Source organism: Paracoccus sphaerophysae (assembly GCF_000763805.1).
GTDB classification, from domain to species: Bacteria; Pseudomonadota; Alphaproteobacteria; order Rhodobacterales; family Rhodobacteraceae; genus Paracoccus; species Paracoccus sphaerophysae.
Map to the genome: position 1 here is coordinate 1 of NZ_JRKS01000061.1, position 16,740 is coordinate 16,740.

Genomic DNA, 16,740 nt, shown 5'->3' on the forward strand with positions numbered 1-16,740 from the left:
GATCCACATCCGCATTGCTCTCATGAACCGCTTCTCCGCCCTCGGCACCGCCGAGATCGTTCGCGTCAGCTGAGTTCAGCGGGGAAAGGGGCAGCTCACGCCGCTAGCTGAGTTGCGCAACAACGCCCTGCGCAACCAGTCTTCGCGGATCGCGATGCGCCATCACCGCCAGCGCCGTGCGCAGGGTGGGTCGCTGCTCTCGCTGGAGGTGCCGCTGGCCGGAGCCCGCGAGCCGGTCGGCGACACGCTGGCCGAGGACGACGGGCTTGCCGCTTGGCACGGCCAGACCTGCTGCCCCGCCGCTGTCACCGAACTTCACCACGCCCTGCAGGCCGCCCTCGCGCGGCTCCCAGCCGAGGATCGCCGGTTCTGCGCGGCGCTGGCGCATCGCCCCGTGACCGCCCTGGCGGCCGAGGGTTTCGGGAGCCGGTCCGCGCTCTACCGCCGCCTCGCCGATCTCCGCCACGTCCTCACCGCCCACGGTCTCGGTCCCGCCTGGGACGATCTCGCGGCGGCCTGAGTAGAGGCGAAAGGAGGAGATCATGTTCATGGGCACCACCCCCTTCATCACGGTCCGCGCCCGCCGACCGCTCACCGAGATCGAGTTCTGCGCCTGGGTGGCGCAGGCCGTGCCGGGCGACCGGCTCGAATACCATCGCGGCTTCCTGGTTCTCGACATCTTCCCGATGTTCGCCCGGCTCCCGGATCAGGAGCGCGCTGAACTGGCCCGGCTCGGGTCGCGCGCCTTCTGGGCCGCAGAACAGGGCCTCGTGCACCTGGTTCAGGAGCGCACGGGCCCCGACCAGTTCGCCTACATCGCCGTCGCCCGCCCCAAGCCGAAGGCCGCAGCCGTGTCGCTGTCCGCGCTCCTGCTCGCCGAGCAGGGGCAGCCCGACCACGCCACCGGTTCGAGTGGTCGGGCTGCCGCGTGATGACCGCCTTCCAATCCCTTTTTGCCGATCATGGAGACGCTTACATGCCGTTCCCCGCGAACACCCCCACCGTCGACGACCTGCCGGGCCTCGGGCTGCAGGACATCGCCCAGCTGCCCGTCGAACTGCTGGCCATCCTGCAGCGCGACGTCGACGAGCGCATCAAGCGCGACAAGTCTGCGAAGGCCCGCCTCGATGGCGCGCTGACGGTCCGTTACGCCACCCGCGCCGCCGAGGAACGGCAGGCCGCGGGCAAGGATACCGGCACGATCCGCTTCGACGATGGTGATTTCACCGTGGTCGCCGATCTGCCGAAACGGGTCGATTGGGATCAGGATCGCCTCGCCGCCATGGTCGAGCGCATCCGCGCCGCCGGGGACGATCCCGCGCAGTACGTGGACATCGCCTTCAAAGTGCCCGAGCGCAAATACGCAGCCTGGCCCGACGCCATCCGTGCCGGTTTCGAACCCGCGCGCACCGTCCGGCCCGGCACACTGAAGATCGAGATCGTCCCGCAGGGGGGCGATCAATGAGCCTCCCGATCATCAGCGCCGACCAGCGGCTGGCCGAGCCGCGGGGTATCAAGGGCTGCATCTTCGGCAAGTCCGGCATCGGGAAGACCTCGCTCCTCTGGACCCTGAACGCATCGACGACCCTGTTCATGGACCTCGAGGCGGGCGATCTCGCCATCGAGGGCTGGGCGGGGGACAGCATCCGGCCGCGAACCTGGACGGAATGCCGGGATTTCGCGGTGTTCATCGGCGGGCCGAACCCGGCGCTGCGCGACGAGCAGCCCTACAGCCCGGCGCACTACAAGGCGGTCTGCGACCGCTTCGGCGATCCGGCCGCGCTCGACCGCTACGACACGATCTTCGTGGACTCGATCACCGTCGCCGGGCGGCTGTGCTTCGGCTGGTGCAAGGGCCAGCCCGAGGCGCTGTCGGAGAAGACCGGCAAGCCGGATGTGCGCGGGGCCTACGGGCTGCACGGCCGCGAGATGATCGGCTGGCTCACCCATCTCCAGCACACGCGGGCCAAGAACGTCTGGTTCGTCGGAATCCTCGACGAGAAGCTCGACGACTTCAACCGCAAGGTGTTCCAGCCGCAGATCGACGGCTCGAAGACCGGGCTCGAACTGCCGGGGATCGTCGACGAGGTGATCACCATGGCGGAGCTGAAGGCCGATGGCGGTCCATATCGCGCCTTCGTCTGCCACACGATCAACCCCTGGGACTTTCCGGCCAAGGACCGCTCCGGTCGGCTGGATCAGGTCGAGGAGCCGCATCTCGGCCGCCTCATGACGAAGATTCGCGCCCCCGTCGCGCCAGCGCCCAAGCGCCTGACCTACTCCCCGCCGCCCGCCAATCCGGCGGCTGACGCCGAATCCCCATCGCAATCCTGATCAGAAAAGGAGGTTCCCCATGGGTTCCTGGAACGATTTCAACGACGCGCAGAGCAACACCAACCTGATCCCGAAGGGCACGCTGGCCAAGGTGCGCCTGACGATCCGCCCCGGCGGCTTCGACGATGCCTCGCAGGGCTGGACTGGCGGGTATGCCACGCGCGGCTCGACGGGTGCTGTCTATCTGAACGGCGAGTTCACGGTGACCGAGGGGCAGTACGCCCGGCGCAAGATCTTCACGCTGATCGGACTCTACAGCCCGAAGGGGCCGGACTGGGCGAACATGGGCCGCAGCCTCGTGCGCGGCATGCTGAACTCGGCCCGCGGGATTTCCGACAAGGACATGTCGGCCGAGACGCTGATGTTCCGGCTCGCGCGCGACGAACGCGACGCCTGGGTGACCTGGCCGGCGCGGGTGGCCGAACTGCTGCCCGTCATCGAAGCGGTGATGGTCGCCAAGCTCAACGAACAGATGGATCAGTCCCATGTCCGCCACCGACCTGATCGCTCTGCCGCTGGACCAGCGCGTGGGCGCCATCAACGCGGCGATCGAGAGCTTCGTGCCTGCCGCAGAACGCGCCGCCGTTGCGGGCCAGCTCTTCGGCGAGGAAGGCTCCATCGCGATGAGCCGGATCGACACCGCGACGCTGCGCCAGGCGACGGAGGACGTGCGCGCCTTCGGGGTTGTCGTCTCGGAGCAGGATGCCGACCAGAACGAGCGCACGAACGATGCGATCTCCCGGCTCGGGCTGATCTGGCGCGGGCTGTCAAACCAACTGGCGGTGGCCGCAGCTCCGGCGCTCGAAGCCGTCGCGAACGCCATGGCGGCGGTCGCCAGCCGCACCGGGCCGCTCGGCATCGCGATCCGCGGGCTCTTCGACAACATTGGCCGCCTGACCACCTATGCCGCGACCTTCGCCGCGTTCCTCGCGGGGCGCTGGGTGGCTGGCATGGCCGCTGCGGCGCTCTCCGTGCGCGGGCTCGCCACGGCGCTGGTCGTCCTGCGCGGCGCGCTGATCCGCACCGGCATCGGAGCGCTCATCGTCGGCGCGGGCGAGCTCGTCTACCAGTTCACCCGTCTCGTCTCCGGCGCGGGCGGTTTCGGAGACAGCCGCACCATGAAGGGGGGTGGCGCGGCCGGAGTGGCGACGCTGGGCGCGGCCGGGGTAGAGGTGGCCCAGCAGGTGCTGGCGGATACGCAAAGCGCGATCCTGCCGCTGGTCCCGTATCTCGATACGCTCCGCTGGGTGTTCATCGCCGTGGCGCTCGGCGGGATCGCGGTCACGATCTACGCCCGCCTCGATGACTGGAAACGAGGACAGCGATGATCGCCGCGCTCCTGACCGGTTTCGCCGCCAGCCCGTGCATGCGGGTGGCGCTACGCTACTGCGCCGTCGTGCTCGCCGTGATCCTGTTCCTGCTAGGCAATGTTGACAAATGGCAACGTCTGAAGCTGAAACAGGCGATGTCGATTAAGCCGAAGAAATTATTACGGTTCTGTCGCATCCGGATCATAGGCAGCGCATGACAGCTCTCGATGTCTTCTTGGGCTTTATCAGTGGCATAGCCGATGTTGCGACCAAAACGGGATGTATCGTCAGGTTATCGGTGCGGGCCTGCTGCATGTCTTTAGCCGTTGCAGGCCGAATGATCGCCTCTGGCATCTCTCATACGCGACATGCGTTTGCCCACGAACGCAGGCTACCATCCTTGTCAGTGTCGACAAGGATGGTAGCTGAGTTACTGGCGTGGGGCACCATCAGCTCACAGGCCTAAATGCGACAGCAACCAGAAAGACATGTCAGACCTTGTCCAATTGGGTGGCTGAGCGTCACCGCAGTTCACGGCCTCAGCAGCACTTTGCCCTTCTTGCCCGGCGCAAGGGAGGCCTTGACGGCATCGGTGATTTGCTCAAACGCAAACACCGCCTCGACCGGCAGGTCCAGTTCGCCTGTCGCGACAAGGCGTAGCAGCTCGCCGATCAGACGGATTTTCGTGTCGGTCGGCATGGCCTCGCTGACCTTGGAGCCCCAAAATCCCTTCACCACAGCCTGCTTGAAGATCAGGTCGCCCGAGGCGATCTGCATCGGTTCCCCGTTCATCGTGCCGAAGGACACCAGCAGCCCGTTTTCACCAAGAAGCGACAGCAGGTCTTTGCTGGCCGTGCCGCCGATGGAATCCACCGCCGCGCGAATGGATGCACCGCCGGTGATCGCCCGCACGCGGTCCTGCCAGCCCTCGGTCGCTGTTGAGACAGCATTGCCGATTCCAACTGCGGAAAGTTCGTCGACCCCGGCATCGCGGCGCACAAGGTTGACGACATGCACACCGCGCGCCGTGGCCAACCTTGCCAGAATCTTGCCAACCGCGCCATTTGCGGTGTTCTGGATCACCCAGTCCCCGCTTTTGACGTCAAGAAATTCCAGCAACGAGATTGCGCTGAACGGCATGGCGATAAGCTGCGCAGCCGCTTCGTCTGAAATGGCGTCCGGGACAGGAACCAGTGCGGTGGCAGGTGCCACAAAATACTCCGCCCAAGCGCCATGAACGCCCGCGACCGCGACCCGCTGCCCAACTGTCACGCCCGTCACATCCGCGCCCAGGGCGTCGATGGTGCCGACCGCTTCCGAGCCGCCGATGGCAGGCAGCTCGGGCTTGTAGCCATAGCTGCCACGCACCGTCCAGAGGTCGTGATTGTGGATCGGCGACAGGATGGTCCTGATGCGTACCTGACCGGGACCGGGCTGCGGGATGGCGCTGTCCGACACGATCAGGACGTCGGCCGGTTCGCCAAACGTGGTGTGAATGTTGCCGCGCATGATGTTTCATTACACAGTGGTGACGTGCAGGCGCACATCGATGTTATTACGTGTCGCATTGGAATAGGGGCAGACCTGATGCGTCGCCTCGACCAGGTCGCGCGCCGTGGCCTCATCCAGACCGGAGAGTTTAACATGGATGTCGATGTCCAGCTTGAACCCGCCATCCGGCAGTTGGCCGATACCGACTTCGGCTGATGTTTTGCTGCCGCTCAGTGCCAGTTTTCGAACCTGGGCGACATGGTGCAATGCGCTGTCAAAACAGGCAGCATACCCCATGGCGAAGAGCTGTTCCGGGTTCGCGCCCGGCTTGCCGGAGTTCGGCGCCGTCAGGTCGAGCGCAAGGCTGCCGTCATCCAGCGCCGTGTGGCCCGAGCGGCCACCGATGGCCGTGGCGCGTGTTTTGTAGAAAATCTTCATTATGCCGTTCCTTTCGTCTGCAAAGTAGGATCTGCCGGACAAGCCAGAAGCTGTTTCGTGGCGACCATGGCCCGCTGCATCGGCATGTGGCTACGGGTCAGCTTGGCAAGCAGCGCGGCACCAAGCCACATCTGGTAAAGAACCTGCGCCAAAGCCTCTGGTTCCGGTCCAGGTGGAAGCGAACCATCGTCCCGCGCCTCGACGATCAGAGTGGTGATGCGATGCAACACTCGTTCGATGCCATCGCTGAGGACCATCCGCATGGCTTCAGACAGGTCGGCAACCTCGGCCGACAGCTTGACGGCAAGGCAGTCTTCCGCCCATCCGCGCCCTGCGGTCTCTCCCGCATCTGGATCGAGCCACGCTTGCCAGTAGCGTAGCAGCCGCTGACGTCCATTTTCGGCTTCAATGGCAAGCAACTGGTCAAGCCGGTCGCCGTACTCTGTAACGTAGTCGTCCAAAAGCGCGCAACCGAACGCCTCCTTGGACGCGAAGTAGTGATAGAACGAGCCTTTTGGCACACCAGACCCCTTCAGGATTTCCTGAAGACCGAGTGCGGAAAAGCCCTTGCTCAGGACAAGCCTGTAGCCGGTGTCGAGAAGATTCTGCCGTGTGGCTTCAGCTTTGGATGTCAGTGTCATACAAGGGATATAGGCGTTAATAGACCAGTCGTCTAGGGCGTGTTGACAAAAGGGGTTCACCGGGCGCGGTGATCGTGATTCAAGCTGGTATCTGCAATGGAGACCAGCGTGGCACGAGACCTGATGTCGAACGACGAGTGGGCGTTCTTTAAACGCTTCATCCTGGCTGTCCGTTCTCCGAACGGCCGCAAGCCCACGAACCATCGGCTTGTTCTGGATGGGATTTTCTGGATCGCCCGAACGGGGTCGCCCTGGCGCGACCTGCCGGAAGAGTTCGGCAAATGGTCGTCTGTCTATCGGCAGTTCCGGCGCTGGACGTTGGCGAGGCTGTGGGAACAGATCCTGGAGGCGCTGAACGAGAGCCAGATCGTGCCGGATGCGCTGCAGATGATCGACAGCACCGTGGTTCGCGCTCACGCTCTCGAACCGTGTCAGATCGGACAGCTTCAGCCCGTCTGCCTCGGCGGCTTCGACGATGGCGCGCGCGATAGGGTGCTCCGATTTCACCTCGACCGAGGCGACCAGCGCGAGAACATCTTTGCGGGCATGACCGCTGGTGGTCTCCAGGTCGGTGAGGGTGGGCTTGCCTTCGGTCAGCGTCCCGGTCTTGTCGAGCGCGACGACGCGCGCGTCCTTGAGCGACTGAAGTGCCTCGCCCTTGCGGAACAGCACGCCCATCTCCGCGCCGCGCCCGGTTCCGACCATGATCGACGTGGGCGTCGCGAGGCCCATTGCGCAGGGACAGGCGATAATCAGCACGGCAACCGCATTGACGAGCGCGAAGGTGATCGCAGGCTCAGGGCCGAAGATCGCCCAGACGAGGAAGGTGAGCGCCGCCGTCGCCATGACGGCAGGCACGAACCACAGCGTCACGCGATCGACGAGCGCCTGAATGGGAAGTTTGGACCCCTGTGCCTCCTCGACCATGCGAATGATTTGCGCGAGCATCGTGTCGGCGCCGACTGCGGTTGCACGGAATGTAAGCGCACCAGTCTGGTTGACGGTACCGCCCACCACGGTCGCGCCAGCCTGCTTCTCGACCGGCACCGGCTCGCCCGTGATCATGGCTTCGTCGACGAAGGACGCGCCCTCGACGACTTCGCCGTCCACGGCGATCCGCTCCCCGGGGCGTACATCGACAAGATCCCCCGTCACGACGTCGCCAAGCGCCACCTCGACAACCTTGTCATTGCGGCGGACGCGGGCCGTTTTCGGCTGGAGACCGACAAGGCGCTTGATCGCTTCCGAGGTCCTGCCCTTGGCCCGAGCCTCAAGGTAGCGGCCGAGCAGGATCAAGGTGACGATCACGGCGGCCGCCTCGAAATAGACGTTCACCGTTCCTGGGGGCAAAAGCTGCGGCGTGAATGTCGCCACAACCGAGTAGGTCCAGGCGGCCAGCGTGCCGACGGCGACGAGTGAATTCATGTCCGGCGCGCCCTTGATGAGCGCCGGCAGGCCGATCCGGTAAAACCGCAGGCCTGGCCAGAACAGCACCACTGTCGTCAGAACGAACTGCAGATACCAGCTCTCGCGCATGCCGACGGTGTTCATGACGAGGTCATGAACCGCCGGGATCAGGTGGGAGCCCATTTCCAGGACGAACACAGGCAGCGTCAGTAGGGCCGCAACAGTAACGTCGCGACCCAAGACGGCTTGCTCCGCCTGCTTGCGGGACGCATGCGCCTCGTCGTCTTCGTTCCCGCTTACCGTCCGCGCCTCATACCCCGCAGAGGAAACTGCAGCGACGAGATCGCGATCCGTGACACTGCCTGAGGCGGAAAGCGAAGCACGTTCGGTCGCCAGATTTACGGTGGCGGATACGACGCCCGGAACTGCGAGCAGCGCCTTTTCCACGCGCGCCACGCAGGACGCGCAGGTCATGCCATCGATGACGAGCGTGATCGAGCGGCTTGGAACCTCGTAGCCTGCGTCTTCGATCGCCCGGACCAGACTGGCCTGATCGACAGGCTGGACCAAGGTCACATCCGCTCGCTCGGTGGCGAGGTTGACCGTCGCCTTTTCCACGCCTTCAACGCGGTTCAAAGCCTTCTCGACTCGCCCGACGCAGGACGCACAGGTCATCCCGACAATCGGAAGCGAGACAGTGGCGAGTTTCGGTGTCAGGTTGGAAGCGATCTCGGCGCTTCCTGTCGCGTGGACGTTCATCATCGATTCCATTGGCGAGTGCTGTCGGAGCCCTTCTGCTCTTTCCAGTCACTGGAAGGTCAACACCCGATTTCGTGTTGATGACGCCCCTTGACCTTCCACCAACTGGAAGCCCCATCTCTTGGGGGTAATCAGAACCCGTCAGGAGAGTGCCATGCAGTTCCAGATCGACAACATGACGTGCGGCGGCTGCGCCAAGAGCGTCACCAAGGCGATCCATTCGGTCGACCCACAGGCAAAGGTCGAGATCGATCTGCCCCAGAAGCAGGTGACCGTGGAGTCGGGCGCCAATCAATCTGCCGTTGCAGCCGTGCTCGAGGACGCCGGGTTCTCGCCTCGCCCTGCGGCATGACGCTCGGCCAATAGTCGGAACCAAGAGGAACGCGCTCACCTGGAGCGGGTTGTAACTGCTGAGCTAGGCAGGAAGCGGTAGACCGAAGAGCGTGCAATCCCCAACCGCCGAGCGATGGCGGTGGGGCTGAGCCGTTCCTCTTCATGCAGCCTTGGCACCTCCACCGGATCGATCTTCGGCCTTCGGCCCTGTAGACGCTGCGGACCTTGGCGGCGGCGAGCTGTTCGGGGTCTCAAGGCCGACTGTCTACCGGACGCTTGGGCGCCAGACCGCAGCGCCTGCGGTCAAGCCGGCCTGAGCGGGCAGCAGCGACTGCCCGGCGGTAATGGACAACGAGAGGGATATTGCAGGACTGCAGATCGTCGGTCGGCGGGCGGGCGGGGATTGAAGCAAGAGGCCCTGAGCTGCCGACCGTGCCCCCGGAACCGCAGTCTGGCTTCGTTGATGCGGCCGATGCTTGCCACAACGCGATCACCCTCGTCAGGGCCTTGGCAGCAAGAAATTGACCGCGATCACCCGGCTCTCGTGGATCATGCCCGATCTCGTGTCGCCGGGCAGAGCCGCTTCGATACAGCCGGCCGTACGGAACCCTCGCCTGCCGCCCTCAAGCTCGCCCCAGGTCGGGCTCGAGATGCAATCAATCGGTTTCTGGCCCATAATCCTCTGTGCTGCTGCACTATTTCGGATTGCACGGTACGTCCCTTCGGTTTTTGGGCGAAGACGGGCCGGAAAGCGGATCAGGAACCGACCCACTCTCCTTTCGCGATCCATTTCAGTGCCGAGATCGAGGGCATGAACATGTATTCTCCGCCGCGCAGGCGGTTGAAAGTGGTCACGCCGTTCACGCGGCGGCGAGCGGGTTCGTCGGGGATCGTGAACGTGCCCGGCTCTTCGTGCAGGCCCACGATCGGGTCGAGTTCTTCCCCGAGGTCGATGAAGTTGCCGCGGTTGATCCACTCCTGCTGCAGGAACTCGATCGTGTCATAGGCGCGCGCGCTGATGAAGATGAAGAAGAGCCCGCGGGCGTCCTTGCCGTCATCCGCGGCTGTGACATCGGATGTCCATTTGGGGCCGAAGGTCGAAGGGCGGCGGATGATGCGCTTGATGTTCACATCCGTCAGGATCGTCATGCTGCTGTCGCGCGGGTTCAGTCGGCGGATATGCGAAGAATAAGGGCAGAGCAGCCCCTTCGGGTCGTCCCTGAAGGTGAAATCGTTGTTGCGTTCGGGGTCGGCACCCAAGTCTTCGTCGTCGTGGTCGGGCGACAGGATCAGGGGGGCGCCGCTGCGCCAGCGGCCGACCATCTTGGCCGCGAGCAGGTGCTGAGCCTCCTCGCTCTCGGCATGTTCGCGCAGGAAGTCGTTGAAGGCGCCGACGCGGCTGTTGTACTTGCGCAGGACGACATAGGTTCCGTTGCGCCCCAGTTCCGGCGGTTGCGGCACGCCGAGAGGCTGGTCCGTCTCGCTGTTCTCGCCCAGGATGAACTCGCCCGCGGCGATGGCCGGGCCGTCGCCCGGCAGCGGGTCCACGCCGCTGCCCGCGATGTTGGGCTGGGCGATGGCATCACGGAAGCCGAAGGGATTCTCGGCATCCTCGTCCGCGCCGAATTCATGGGTGGCGACCAGCGTGACGCCGCTGGAGCGCTCAAGTTCGGCCATGGCCTTGCCCACGGCCTTGTCGCGCGCCGCCTCGTCGGCGGCGAAGATGGTCAACGCGATGTGCAGCGTGCCAGGCTTGAAGGGCTCCTCCCATGTCTCCGGTGCGTTCTCGCCGAAGTCGCGCAGCATCTCGGCCCGCGCGGCCATGCCCTGGCGGAAGGGCAGCGGAAAGCTCGACAGCGACTCCTCGGGCAGGCCGAGCGCCTTCAACCCCTCGTGGCTGATTGCCACGCCGACCCAGGATTCCATCTCGTTGGTCCAGTCCTCGGCCGAGGGGACGTGCTCGGCCAGGCGGCCCAGCAGGTCGCGCCCGCCACTGGCATCGTCCACATGCAGCATCGCATGGATGCCTACATATGGCTCCGGGCGCGACCGCAGGATCAGGCCCTGGATGTCGTCAAGCTGCAGCTTGACCCGGTCGCGGCGGAAGCGTTTGCGGAGGCTGGAGAGCAGGGCCATCAGTAATCCACCCCCTCCGGCTGGGACATCTTGTCGAGGAAGGCTTTCAGCGCCTTCGGGCCGCTGTTGTCGAGGTCGGTTCCGGCCACCTCGTCCATCATCTCGTTCACGGCCTTTTCCATGCGCTGCAGGCGGCGCACATCCACGACCGTCACCTGCGGGTTGGCGACGAACCAACCGGCGGCGTCGATCTGGTGCCTAGCGATGAAGTCCTTGACCGACGGGTCGGCAATGCCCGGCCAGCCCTCGACCGACTGGAACAGCAGGTCCATCAGTTCGGGGATCTTGGTCGCGAAATCGTTGATATAGGCGTCCCAGTCGCCGTCATAGGTGGTGGCGAACAGGATCTTTGTGTCATTGTCGAAGAAGACGAAGCGCATGTCGTGCAGCGTCGAGACGCGCTGCGCGCCATCGAAGTTGCCGTTCGTCAGGTTGAAGATGCGGCGCAGCCGCTCGGCCCCGCCGGGCTTCAGCGTGGCGAAGGCGGTCAGTTCCGACACGTTGCCCGACTGTCGCCCGGCCCGCCCGGCGGTCTGCGACGTGCCCTTCAGTTCCGGATTGTGGCGGCGGACCATGGCTTCGAGCGCGATCTTGGCCAGTTGCGGCGCATCGCTCGCGACCTCCTCGATCTTGCGCCGGATTTCGGCCAACCTGCTTTCATCCTCCAGCCGCGGGTCGGGGCCGGTCTGGACCGGGCCGGCGTTCGCGCCTTCGGGCTTGTCTTTCGTATCGTGCTTCTGGGCCATTGCACGGCTCCTTCTGGCTTGCTGGACCTGGCGCGGTCCTCAGTCGGGGATCTCGTCGAGCGTTGCCGGCTCATGCCGCTCGACAGCGTTGAGTTCGTGGCGACGCAGCATTGATGCCGCGTAGGCGGCCCGCCGGATGCGGTTGATCGAACCCAGCGGCTGGTGCGCCTCGACGCAATGCCACGGGTTGAAGTGCAGCACGTCGTCGCCATAGACGCGCCGCGCGGGCGAAAAGGCGTCCTGCGCCTCGAAGGTCAGGCTCGCCAGCGACTGCTGGGGCGAGGACTCCTCGTCCCACTGCACGGCCGCATTCTCGATGGGCATCCTGTCGAAGTCAGTCGCAAGCTGGACGCGCAGCGTGTATTCGGCGCCCTGGTCGCGGAAGAAGTCCACCACCATGTCGCGCATGGCCGAGAAGTCCACGTCCTTGATGATCCTGCCCGTCAGCGCGCGGACATTCTTGGACGCGGGCGCGAGCGAAATCTTGCCGATGTAGTCGCCGAAACGCAGCGCGCCCTGGGTGTGATAGGTTTCGCCCAGCAGATTGGCGTTGTCGCGCGCCAGCCCCTGCAGGGTTGCGCCGGGTTCGCGGCCGAAGACTTCGACGACATCCTCGGCTCCCCGAGCGGCGGCCGCGACCATGCGCTGGAAGAAGTCTGGGGCGTTGGCATTCTTTTCCAACAAGCCCAGCATCTTCTTGTATTTCTGCACCGTCCCGAAAGCGAGAACGGGAAAGTTGACCATCAGGAAGTCCTGGTTCCGGCCCGGCTCGTCTCCGGCAAGGCGCGCGCCCGGGACGTCCAGGATCTTGATCGCAAAGCCACGGGGGGCGGGAACCTCGTCGCTGTGGATGTCTCCGGGCGCCGATGATAGGCGGGCAATTACGTCATAGGTGGCGGGCTCGGCAAAGATGCCCTGACGCAGATGCGCGGGCAGGTCGTCATGGACCCTCAGCCTGCCCTTCAGGAAGCCGTGGCTTTTTGCATGGGCGTCGCGGATCGCGTGGCGGTGGCGGTCGAATGCCGCCAGATTGGCCGCGCCCATCTGCGACACGATCTCGTCGGTCAGCCGCGCCTCGTCGGGTTGCAGGACCTCCAGATCCGGGGACCACCTGACATAATCAATTTCCATTGCGACTCCGTTTGCGTTCCGCTGCCGATCGGCTTGCGAGATCAAGGGCGGACCTGTCACCGTTTGGCCGCCTAACGCGACACCCATCGGAAAGTTCATATCGACGCCGCGTCACGTCCTGCCTGCTTCAAGGCCGCAGGACCTGAGTTTCCTGTTCTTGCGCTTGCCGCGAATTGCGCCCGTCCGGCCATGACCTTCCCCGGCGCGAGGCAAGGGCTGGCCGACGACGCGACGCGCCTTCAGCAGGGGCAAGGCGCCTCTCCGGCCGCAGGGCGGCAGAGCCGGCACCTTTGCCCCGGTCCCGACGTTATGGTGGCGCGCAAGGGCGATCTCGGCCATCCATGCGGAAGCGGCGATAAACTACAAGGATCCTCATGACCTCGATCTCTTCCGACCTGCCCCCTTCGATGCCCGCCAGACGCCGGTCCCGGGTGCTGCCCTATGTTGTCCTGCTGATCCTGGCGGCCCTTGTCGCGGGGTTGGTATGGTACGCCACCCGCCCCGTCGCCATGCTGGTGCAGGGGGAGGCCGAGGCGCCACGGGTCGATGTCAGCGCCCGCGTGCCCGGGCGCGTGGTCGAACTGGGCGCCGATGTGGGCGACAGGGTCGAGCAAGGGACGCTGCTGGTGCGGCTGGAAAACGCGCAACTGACCACAAACCTGGGCGCCGCCCAGGCCGCACTGGTGGTGGCGCAGCGCAATGAGACCGCCATCGGCGCCACCCGGCCCGAAATCATCCGCGCCCGCGAGGCCGAATTGGCCGCGGCCGAGGCCGACCTGCAACTGGCGCAGGAAGCCGCGACCCGCGATCGGGCGCTGGAACAGCGCGGCGTCCGCTCGCAGGCAGTTATCGAGCAGAGCGCCCGCAACCTTGCCGCGGCCGAACGCAAGGTCGAGGCCGCGCAGGCGCAGCTGGACCTGGCCCGTGTCGGCGCCAGCCCCGAGGAGCGCGCCGTGGCCGCGGCCCAAGTCGATCAGGCGCGCGCCGCGATTGGGCAGGCCCAGGCGAATATCGACGAACTGAACGTCACCGCCCCGCAAGGCGGCCAGGTGACCGGCCGCATGGTTGAATTGGGCGAGAACGTGGGCGCGGGCGCGCCGCTGTTCACCATCGTCGATCTGGACCGGACCTGGTTCACCTTCAACATCCGCGAGAACCTTCTGGGCGGTCTGAAGGTGGGCGACCGGCTGCGGGTGCAGGTGCCGGCGCTGGATGCCGAGGTTGATGCGGCCGTGACGCTGATCAACGCACAGGGCGATTTCGCCAGCTGGCGCGCGACCCGGGCGACAGGCGACTTCGACCTGCGCAGCTTCGAGGTCCGCGCCGCCCCCGCCACGCCGGTTCCGGGGCTCCGCCCCGGCATGTCCGCCCTGATCCGGCCGGCGGAGGCAGAGGGGGAATGAGCGGTCTCGTCACGGCGATCCGGCGCGAGTTCCGGCTGATCCGCCGCCACCCGGCGCTGATCGGCTTGACGGTGGTGCTGCCCCTGGCGCTGTGCGTCCTGTTGGCCTTTGTCTTCCGCTCCGGAGTTGCCACCAACCTGCCAGTCGCCGTGGTCGATCTGGACCGCTCCAGCCTCTCGCGGCAGGTGGTGCGAATGCTGGACGCCACCCCTGACGTCGAGGTGTCCGCGCGGGCGGACAGCCTGCCCGAGGCGCGCTCGCTGATCCTGTCGGGCCGGGCGCGCGGCGCGCTGCTGCTGCCCGCGGGCTTCGAGCGCGACGCGCTGCGCGGCGCCCGGCCCGAGGCGGTGATCTTCTACGACAACCAGCACATGAGCGCCGGGTCCGTCGTCGCCCGCGGCGCCCGCAATGCCGTCACCGCCGCTTCGGGAGGCCTCAGCGTCAGCCTGCGCGAAGCTCAGGGGGCCGGTTCGTTGCAGGCCACGGCGGCGGCCCAGCCCATGCTGCTGCAGACGCATGCCCTGTTCAACCCCGCCCTCGACTATGTCGACTTCCTGCTGGCGGCGCTGATGCCGGCGGTGATCCAGCTGATGGCCGCCGCCGCGACCACCTATGCTGTATCGCTGGATTTCGGCCCGGGCCGCCACGCCCGCGTCCTGCCACGGCTGGCAGGCGGGTTATTGCCCGCAATGCTGGGCAAGCTGCTGCCATATACCTTCCTGTTCATGCTGATCCTCGGCATCTATGACATCGGGCTTTACGGGTGGCTCGGGGTGCCGCTCCGCGGCTCGCTGCTGCTGATGGGGGTGGGGGCGGCGTTGTTCATCATCGCCTGCCAGCTGATCGGGGCGCTTTGCTTCCTTCTGACGCGCGATTTCGCCCGCGCGATCAGCTTCGTGGGCGTGATCCTGGCGCCAGCGCTGGGTTACATGGGCATCGGCTTCCCGCGCGAGGCGATGCCGCCCCTGGCGCAGGCGTGGTCCGCGCTGATCCCCGGCACTTGGTATATCCAGTTGCGCATCGACCAGTCGCTGCGCGCGACCCCCATGGATCTGTCCGTCTGGCCTGTCCTTTACCTTCTGGCGATTGCCGTCGCACTGGGATTGATCGTGCTGCTGCGCCTTGACCGGATGCGATCAGCGCTTGCTCCCGCCACGGCGCGCACGGCGAGGAGGACGGCATGAAGGCGATCCTGCGCGCGCTGCGGGCCGAGCTTGCGGCGATTTTCGGCGATCCGCAGATCCTGTCGGTGATGGTGGTGTCGCTGGCGATCTATGCGCTGATCTATCCCTATCCCTACCGGCCAGAACTGCTGCGCGAGGTGCCTGTGGCGGTGGTCGATCTGGATAACTCGGCCGGTTCGCGCCAGCTTGCGCGCGACATCGAAGCCAGCGAAGCGGTGGCCGTCGTCGCCCGCCCGCCGACCATGGCAGAGGCCGAGCGGCTGGTCCACGAACGCCGCGCCTATGGCATCCTGCTGGTGCCGCAAGGCTTCGAGCGCGAGTTGCTGCGCGGCCGGCAAAGCCCCATCGCCATCTATGCCGACGCGAGCTACTTCCTGATGTATCAGAAGGCGCTGACCGGCATCGCCGGGCCCGCCCGCACCACCGGCGTGCAGGTGCAGGTCGCGCGCCAACTGGCCACCGGCACCAGCCGCACCGAGGCCCTGTCGGGCGCCAGCCCCATCGCACTGGTCGAAGTGCCGCTGTTCAACCCGGCCGGCGGCTATGCCACCTACATCCTGCCCGCGGCCTTCGTGCTGATCCTGCAGCAGACAATGATGATGGGCCTTGGCCTTGTCGCCACGCGCCGTGCGCCCTCGGCCGATCCGCTGCCGTGGCGGATGCTGGGCCGGGCCGGGGCGTGGCTGGGCCTCTATGCGCTGCTGCTGCCGATGTATCTGGTCGTGCTGCCTTGGGCCTATGGCCTGCCCTGGCTAGGCCATCTGCCGGCGCTGGCGACGCTGGGGGTGCCTTTCGTGCTCGCGGTCGGGTTCCTCGCGCAGGCCGTGGCCGCCGTGCTGCGCCGTGCCGAGATCGTGCAGATGGTGCTTCTGTCCTTGGGGATGCCGCTGTTCTTCCTGTCAGGCTTCTCCTGGCCCATCGAGTCGCTGCCGCCCCTGTTGCGAGCCGCCGCCCAGGCCATTCCCAGCACCGCGATGATCGAGGGCTATGTCCGCAGCGCCCAGATGGGGGCCGGACTGGCCGAACTGGCGCCCCTCATCCGCCAGCTCTGGCTTCTCGCGTTTGCCTATGCCGGAATCACCCTTCTGTTGCGCTTGGGCGCAAGCGGCTCGCGGCTTTCCACAGCCCGGCCGCAAGTTCGGTCGCGGGAGGCGGGCGACGCCTTGTGAGGGCGTGCACGGAGGCAGGCGGCAAGGGTTGGGGCACGGCCGATCCGGACGCGGCCATGATCTCAGGATCTCAGGACCAGCCGACGCCCAGGTCATCAGGCCTGAATGAACGCGCAGTCGCACTACTTCTTCAGCCGCGACGGTGACAGCCCTATCCTGCCAGAGCTGCTGGACCAGATACCAGCGGAAGAGAAGATCGGCACCGTGACCGCCGACGGCGCCTATGACAGCCGCCGCTGCCACACGGCGATCGTCGAG

Annotated in this window: 18 protein-coding genes and 4 pseudogenes; 11 read left to right on the forward strand and 11 right to left on the reverse strand. The window is 66.0% G+C overall.

The features are described 5' to 3' along the window. Positions 1 to 103: 103 nt before the first annotated feature. Positions 104 to 550 (reverse strand): hypothetical protein, encoded by a 447-nt coding sequence (locus tag IC63_RS18235; protein ID WP_156965495.1) that lies wholly within the window; start codon positions 548 to 550, stop codon positions 104 to 106. On the opposite strand from IC63_RS18235, the gene IC63_RS13650 reads away from it, so the two are divergent. From IC63_RS13650 to IC63_RS13660, 3 genes are read left to right on the forward strand one after another with little or no spacing between them, the layout of a single operon-like run. Beyond that, the gene (locus tag IC63_RS13650; protein WP_198026333.1) at positions 543 to 932 is read left to right on the forward strand and encodes a hypothetical protein; all 390 of its coding nucleotides are present in this window, start codon (positions 543 to 545) and stop codon (positions 930 to 932) included. The genes IC63_RS18235 and IC63_RS13650 overlap by 8 nt on opposite strands. Next, entirely contained in the window at positions 932 to 1,465 is a 534-nt protein-coding gene (locus IC63_RS13655) for a hypothetical protein (RefSeq protein WP_198026336.1), read from the forward strand. The genes IC63_RS13650 and IC63_RS13655 overlap by 1 nt, the downstream gene beginning before the upstream one ends. Next, a complete protein-coding gene (locus IC63_RS13660; protein WP_036721190.1) occupies positions 1,462 to 2,334 on the forward strand; it encodes an ATP-binding protein in 873 nt (290 codons plus the stop codon). The genes IC63_RS13655 and IC63_RS13660 overlap by 4 nt, the downstream gene beginning before the upstream one ends. Positions 2,335 to 2,586: 252 nt before the next feature. Here the strand turns inward: IC63_RS13660 and IC63_RS19265 are convergent, their stop codons facing one another. After that, complete coding sequence (locus tag IC63_RS19265; protein ID WP_156965496.1) at positions 2,587 to 2,772, reverse strand: hypothetical protein; 186 nt, start codon at positions 2,770 to 2,772, stop codon at positions 2,587 to 2,589. 47 nt (positions 2,773 to 2,819) lie between these two features. Between IC63_RS19265 and IC63_RS13670 the strand changes: the two genes are divergently transcribed. Then, positions 2,820 to 3,662: a hypothetical protein gene (locus IC63_RS13670; RefSeq protein ID WP_036721196.1), complete on the forward strand. Its 843-nt coding sequence runs from the start codon at positions 2,820 to 2,822 to the stop codon at positions 3,660 to 3,662. After that, positions 3,659 to 3,862, forward strand: a complete 204-nt coding sequence (locus tag IC63_RS13675) for a hypothetical protein (RefSeq protein ID WP_036721200.1) — start codon at positions 3,659 to 3,661, stop codon at positions 3,860 to 3,862. Before IC63_RS13670 ends, IC63_RS13675 begins: the two co-directional genes overlap by 4 nt. Here the strand turns inward: IC63_RS13675 and IC63_RS18915 are convergent. The 4 genes and pseudogenes from IC63_RS18915 to IC63_RS17665 form a co-directional block, all read right to left on the reverse strand. Continuing rightward, positions 3,826 to 3,941: pseudogene (locus IC63_RS18915) on the reverse strand (IS5/IS1182 family transposase); the annotation flags it as partial. The gene IC63_RS13675 and the pseudogene IC63_RS18915 overlap by 37 nt on opposite strands. Before the next feature lie 234 nt (positions 3,942 to 4,175). Then, positions 4,176 to 5,153, reverse strand: a complete 978-nt coding sequence (locus tag IC63_RS13680) for a zinc-binding dehydrogenase (RefSeq protein ID WP_036721204.1) — start codon at positions 5,151 to 5,153, stop codon at positions 4,176 to 4,178. A 9-nt stretch (positions 5,154 to 5,162) separates the two neighbouring features. Continuing rightward, positions 5,163 to 5,573, reverse strand: a complete 411-nt coding sequence (locus tag IC63_RS13685; RefSeq protein WP_036721207.1) for an organic hydroperoxide resistance protein — start codon at positions 5,571 to 5,573, stop codon at positions 5,163 to 5,165. Next, positions 5,573 to 6,418 (reverse strand): TetR/AcrR family transcriptional regulator, encoded by an 846-nt coding sequence (locus IC63_RS17665; RefSeq protein ID WP_332257815.1) that lies wholly within the window; start codon positions 6,416 to 6,418, stop codon positions 5,573 to 5,575. The genes IC63_RS13685 and IC63_RS17665 overlap by 1 nt, the downstream gene beginning before the upstream one ends. Between IC63_RS17665 and IC63_RS17670 the strand changes: the two are divergent. Further along, positions 6,311 to 6,631, forward strand: a pseudogene (locus IC63_RS17670) (transposase); the annotation flags it as partial. The gene IC63_RS17665 and the pseudogene IC63_RS17670 overlap by 108 nt on opposite strands. On the opposite strand, the pseudogene IC63_RS13690 reads toward IC63_RS17670, so the two are convergent. Further along, positions 6,611 to 8,392 (reverse strand): annotated as a pseudogene (locus IC63_RS13690) (heavy metal translocating P-type ATPase); the annotation flags it as partial. The pseudogenes IC63_RS17670 and IC63_RS13690 overlap by 21 nt on opposite strands. A gap of 142 nt (positions 8,393 to 8,534) precedes the next feature. Between IC63_RS13690 and IC63_RS13695 the strand changes: the two are divergent. Continuing rightward, a complete protein-coding gene (locus tag IC63_RS13695) occupies positions 8,535 to 8,732 on the forward strand; it encodes a heavy-metal-associated domain-containing protein (protein ID WP_036721209.1) in 198 nt (65 codons plus the stop codon). A gap of 35 nt (positions 8,733 to 8,767) precedes the next feature. Here the strand turns inward: IC63_RS13695 and IC63_RS19270 are convergent, their stop codons facing one another. The 4 genes from IC63_RS19270 to IC63_RS13710 all read right to left on the reverse strand — a co-directional run bounded on the left by IC63_RS19270 (position 8,768) and on the right by IC63_RS13710 (position 12,726). Continuing rightward, positions 8,768 to 8,968 (reverse strand): helix-turn-helix domain-containing protein, encoded by a 201-nt coding sequence (locus IC63_RS19270; RefSeq protein WP_408633575.1) that lies wholly within the window; start codon positions 8,966 to 8,968, stop codon positions 8,768 to 8,770. A 501-nt stretch (positions 8,969 to 9,469) separates the two neighbouring features. Further along, on the reverse strand, positions 9,470 to 10,849 hold the full coding sequence (locus IC63_RS13700) for a Dyp-type peroxidase (protein WP_036721211.1): 1,380 nt from the start codon (positions 10,847 to 10,849) through the stop codon (positions 9,470 to 9,472). Next, on the reverse strand, positions 10,849 to 11,595 hold the full coding sequence (locus tag IC63_RS13705; protein WP_052042247.1) for a hypothetical protein: 747 nt from the start codon (positions 11,593 to 11,595) through the stop codon (positions 10,849 to 10,851). Before IC63_RS13705 ends, IC63_RS13700 begins: the two co-directional genes overlap by 1 nt. Positions 11,596 to 11,634: 39 nt before the next feature. Next, a complete protein-coding gene (locus IC63_RS13710; RefSeq protein ID WP_036721213.1) occupies positions 11,635 to 12,726 on the reverse strand; it encodes a catalase family protein in 1,092 nt (363 codons plus the stop codon). Positions 12,727 to 13,100: 374 nt separating this feature from the next. On the opposite strand from IC63_RS13710, the gene IC63_RS13715 reads away from it, so the two are divergent. The 4 genes and pseudogenes from IC63_RS13715 to IC63_RS18240 form a co-directional block, all read left to right on the forward strand. Continuing rightward, positions 13,101 to 14,129 (forward strand): HlyD family secretion protein, encoded by a 1,029-nt coding sequence (locus tag IC63_RS13715; protein WP_198026335.1) that lies wholly within the window; start codon positions 13,101 to 13,103, stop codon positions 14,127 to 14,129. After that, a complete protein-coding gene (locus IC63_RS13720) occupies positions 14,126 to 15,313 on the forward strand; it encodes an ABC transporter permease (protein ID WP_036721219.1) in 1,188 nt (395 codons plus the stop codon). Before IC63_RS13715 ends, IC63_RS13720 begins: the two co-directional genes overlap by 4 nt. Continuing rightward, a complete protein-coding gene (locus IC63_RS13725; protein WP_052042248.1) occupies positions 15,310 to 16,482 on the forward strand; it encodes an ABC transporter permease in 1,173 nt (390 codons plus the stop codon). The genes IC63_RS13720 and IC63_RS13725 overlap by 4 nt, the downstream gene beginning before the upstream one ends. Before the next feature lie 132 nt (positions 16,483 to 16,614). After that, positions 16,615 to 16,740: pseudogene (locus IC63_RS18240) on the forward strand (IS5/IS1182 family transposase); the annotation flags it as partial.

What these genes read in the sequence shown, in the direction of transcription:
- IC63_RS13650 (WP_198026333.1), top strand. Translation starts at nt 543, where the DNA reads ATGTTCATGGGCACCACCCCCTTCATCACGGTCCGCGCCCGCCGACCG.
- IC63_RS13680 (WP_036721204.1), bottom strand. Translation starts at nt 5,153, where the DNA reads ATGCGCGGCAACATTCACACCACGTTTGGCGAACCGGCCGACGTCCTG.
- IC63_RS13675 (WP_036721200.1), top strand. Translation starts at nt 3,659, where the DNA reads ATGATCGCCGCGCTCCTGACCGGTTTCGCCGCCAGCCCGTGCATGCGG.
- IC63_RS13685 (WP_036721207.1), bottom strand. Translation starts at nt 5,573, where the DNA reads ATGAAGATTTTCTACAAAACACGCGCCACGGCCATCGGTGGCCGCTCG.
- IC63_RS13660 (WP_036721190.1), top strand. Translation starts at nt 1,462, where the DNA reads ATGAGCCTCCCGATCATCAGCGCCGACCAGCGGCTGGCCGAGCCGCGG.
- IC63_RS13710 (WP_036721213.1), bottom strand. Translation starts at nt 12,726, where the DNA reads ATGGAAATTGATTATGTCAGGTGGTCCCCGGATCTGGAGGTCCTGCAA.
- IC63_RS13700 (WP_036721211.1), bottom strand. Translation starts at nt 10,849, where the DNA reads ATGGCCCTGCTCTCCAGCCTCCGCAAACGCTTCCGCCGCGACCGGGTC.
- IC63_RS13725 (WP_052042248.1), top strand. Translation starts at nt 15,310, where the DNA reads ATGAAGGCGATCCTGCGCGCGCTGCGGGCCGAGCTTGCGGCGATTTTC.
- IC63_RS17665 (WP_332257815.1), bottom strand. Translation starts at nt 6,418, where the DNA reads ATGGTTCGTGGGCTTGCGGCCGTTCGGAGAACGGACAGCCAGGATGAA.
- IC63_RS19265 (WP_156965496.1), bottom strand. Translation starts at nt 2,772, where the DNA reads ATGACGGGCAGCAGTTCGGCCACCCGCGCCGGCCAGGTCACCCAGGCG.
- IC63_RS13655 (WP_198026336.1), top strand. Translation starts at nt 932, where the DNA reads ATGACCGCCTTCCAATCCCTTTTTGCCGATCATGGAGACGCTTACATG.
- IC63_RS13720 (WP_036721219.1), top strand. Translation starts at nt 14,126, where the DNA reads ATGAGCGGTCTCGTCACGGCGATCCGGCGCGAGTTCCGGCTGATCCGC.
- IC63_RS13670 (WP_036721196.1), top strand. Translation starts at nt 2,820, where the DNA reads ATGTCCGCCACCGACCTGATCGCTCTGCCGCTGGACCAGCGCGTGGGC.
- IC63_RS13715 (WP_198026335.1), top strand. Translation starts at nt 13,101, where the DNA reads ATGACCTCGATCTCTTCCGACCTGCCCCCTTCGATGCCCGCCAGACGC.
- IC63_RS13705 (WP_052042247.1), bottom strand. Translation starts at nt 11,595, where the DNA reads ATGGCCCAGAAGCACGATACGAAAGACAAGCCCGAAGGCGCGAACGCC.
- IC63_RS18235 (WP_156965495.1), bottom strand. Translation starts at nt 550, where the DNA reads ATGAACATGATCTCCTCCTTTCGCCTCTACTCAGGCCGCCGCGAGATC.
- IC63_RS13695 (WP_036721209.1), top strand. Translation starts at nt 8,535, where the DNA reads ATGCAGTTCCAGATCGACAACATGACGTGCGGCGGCTGCGCCAAGAGC.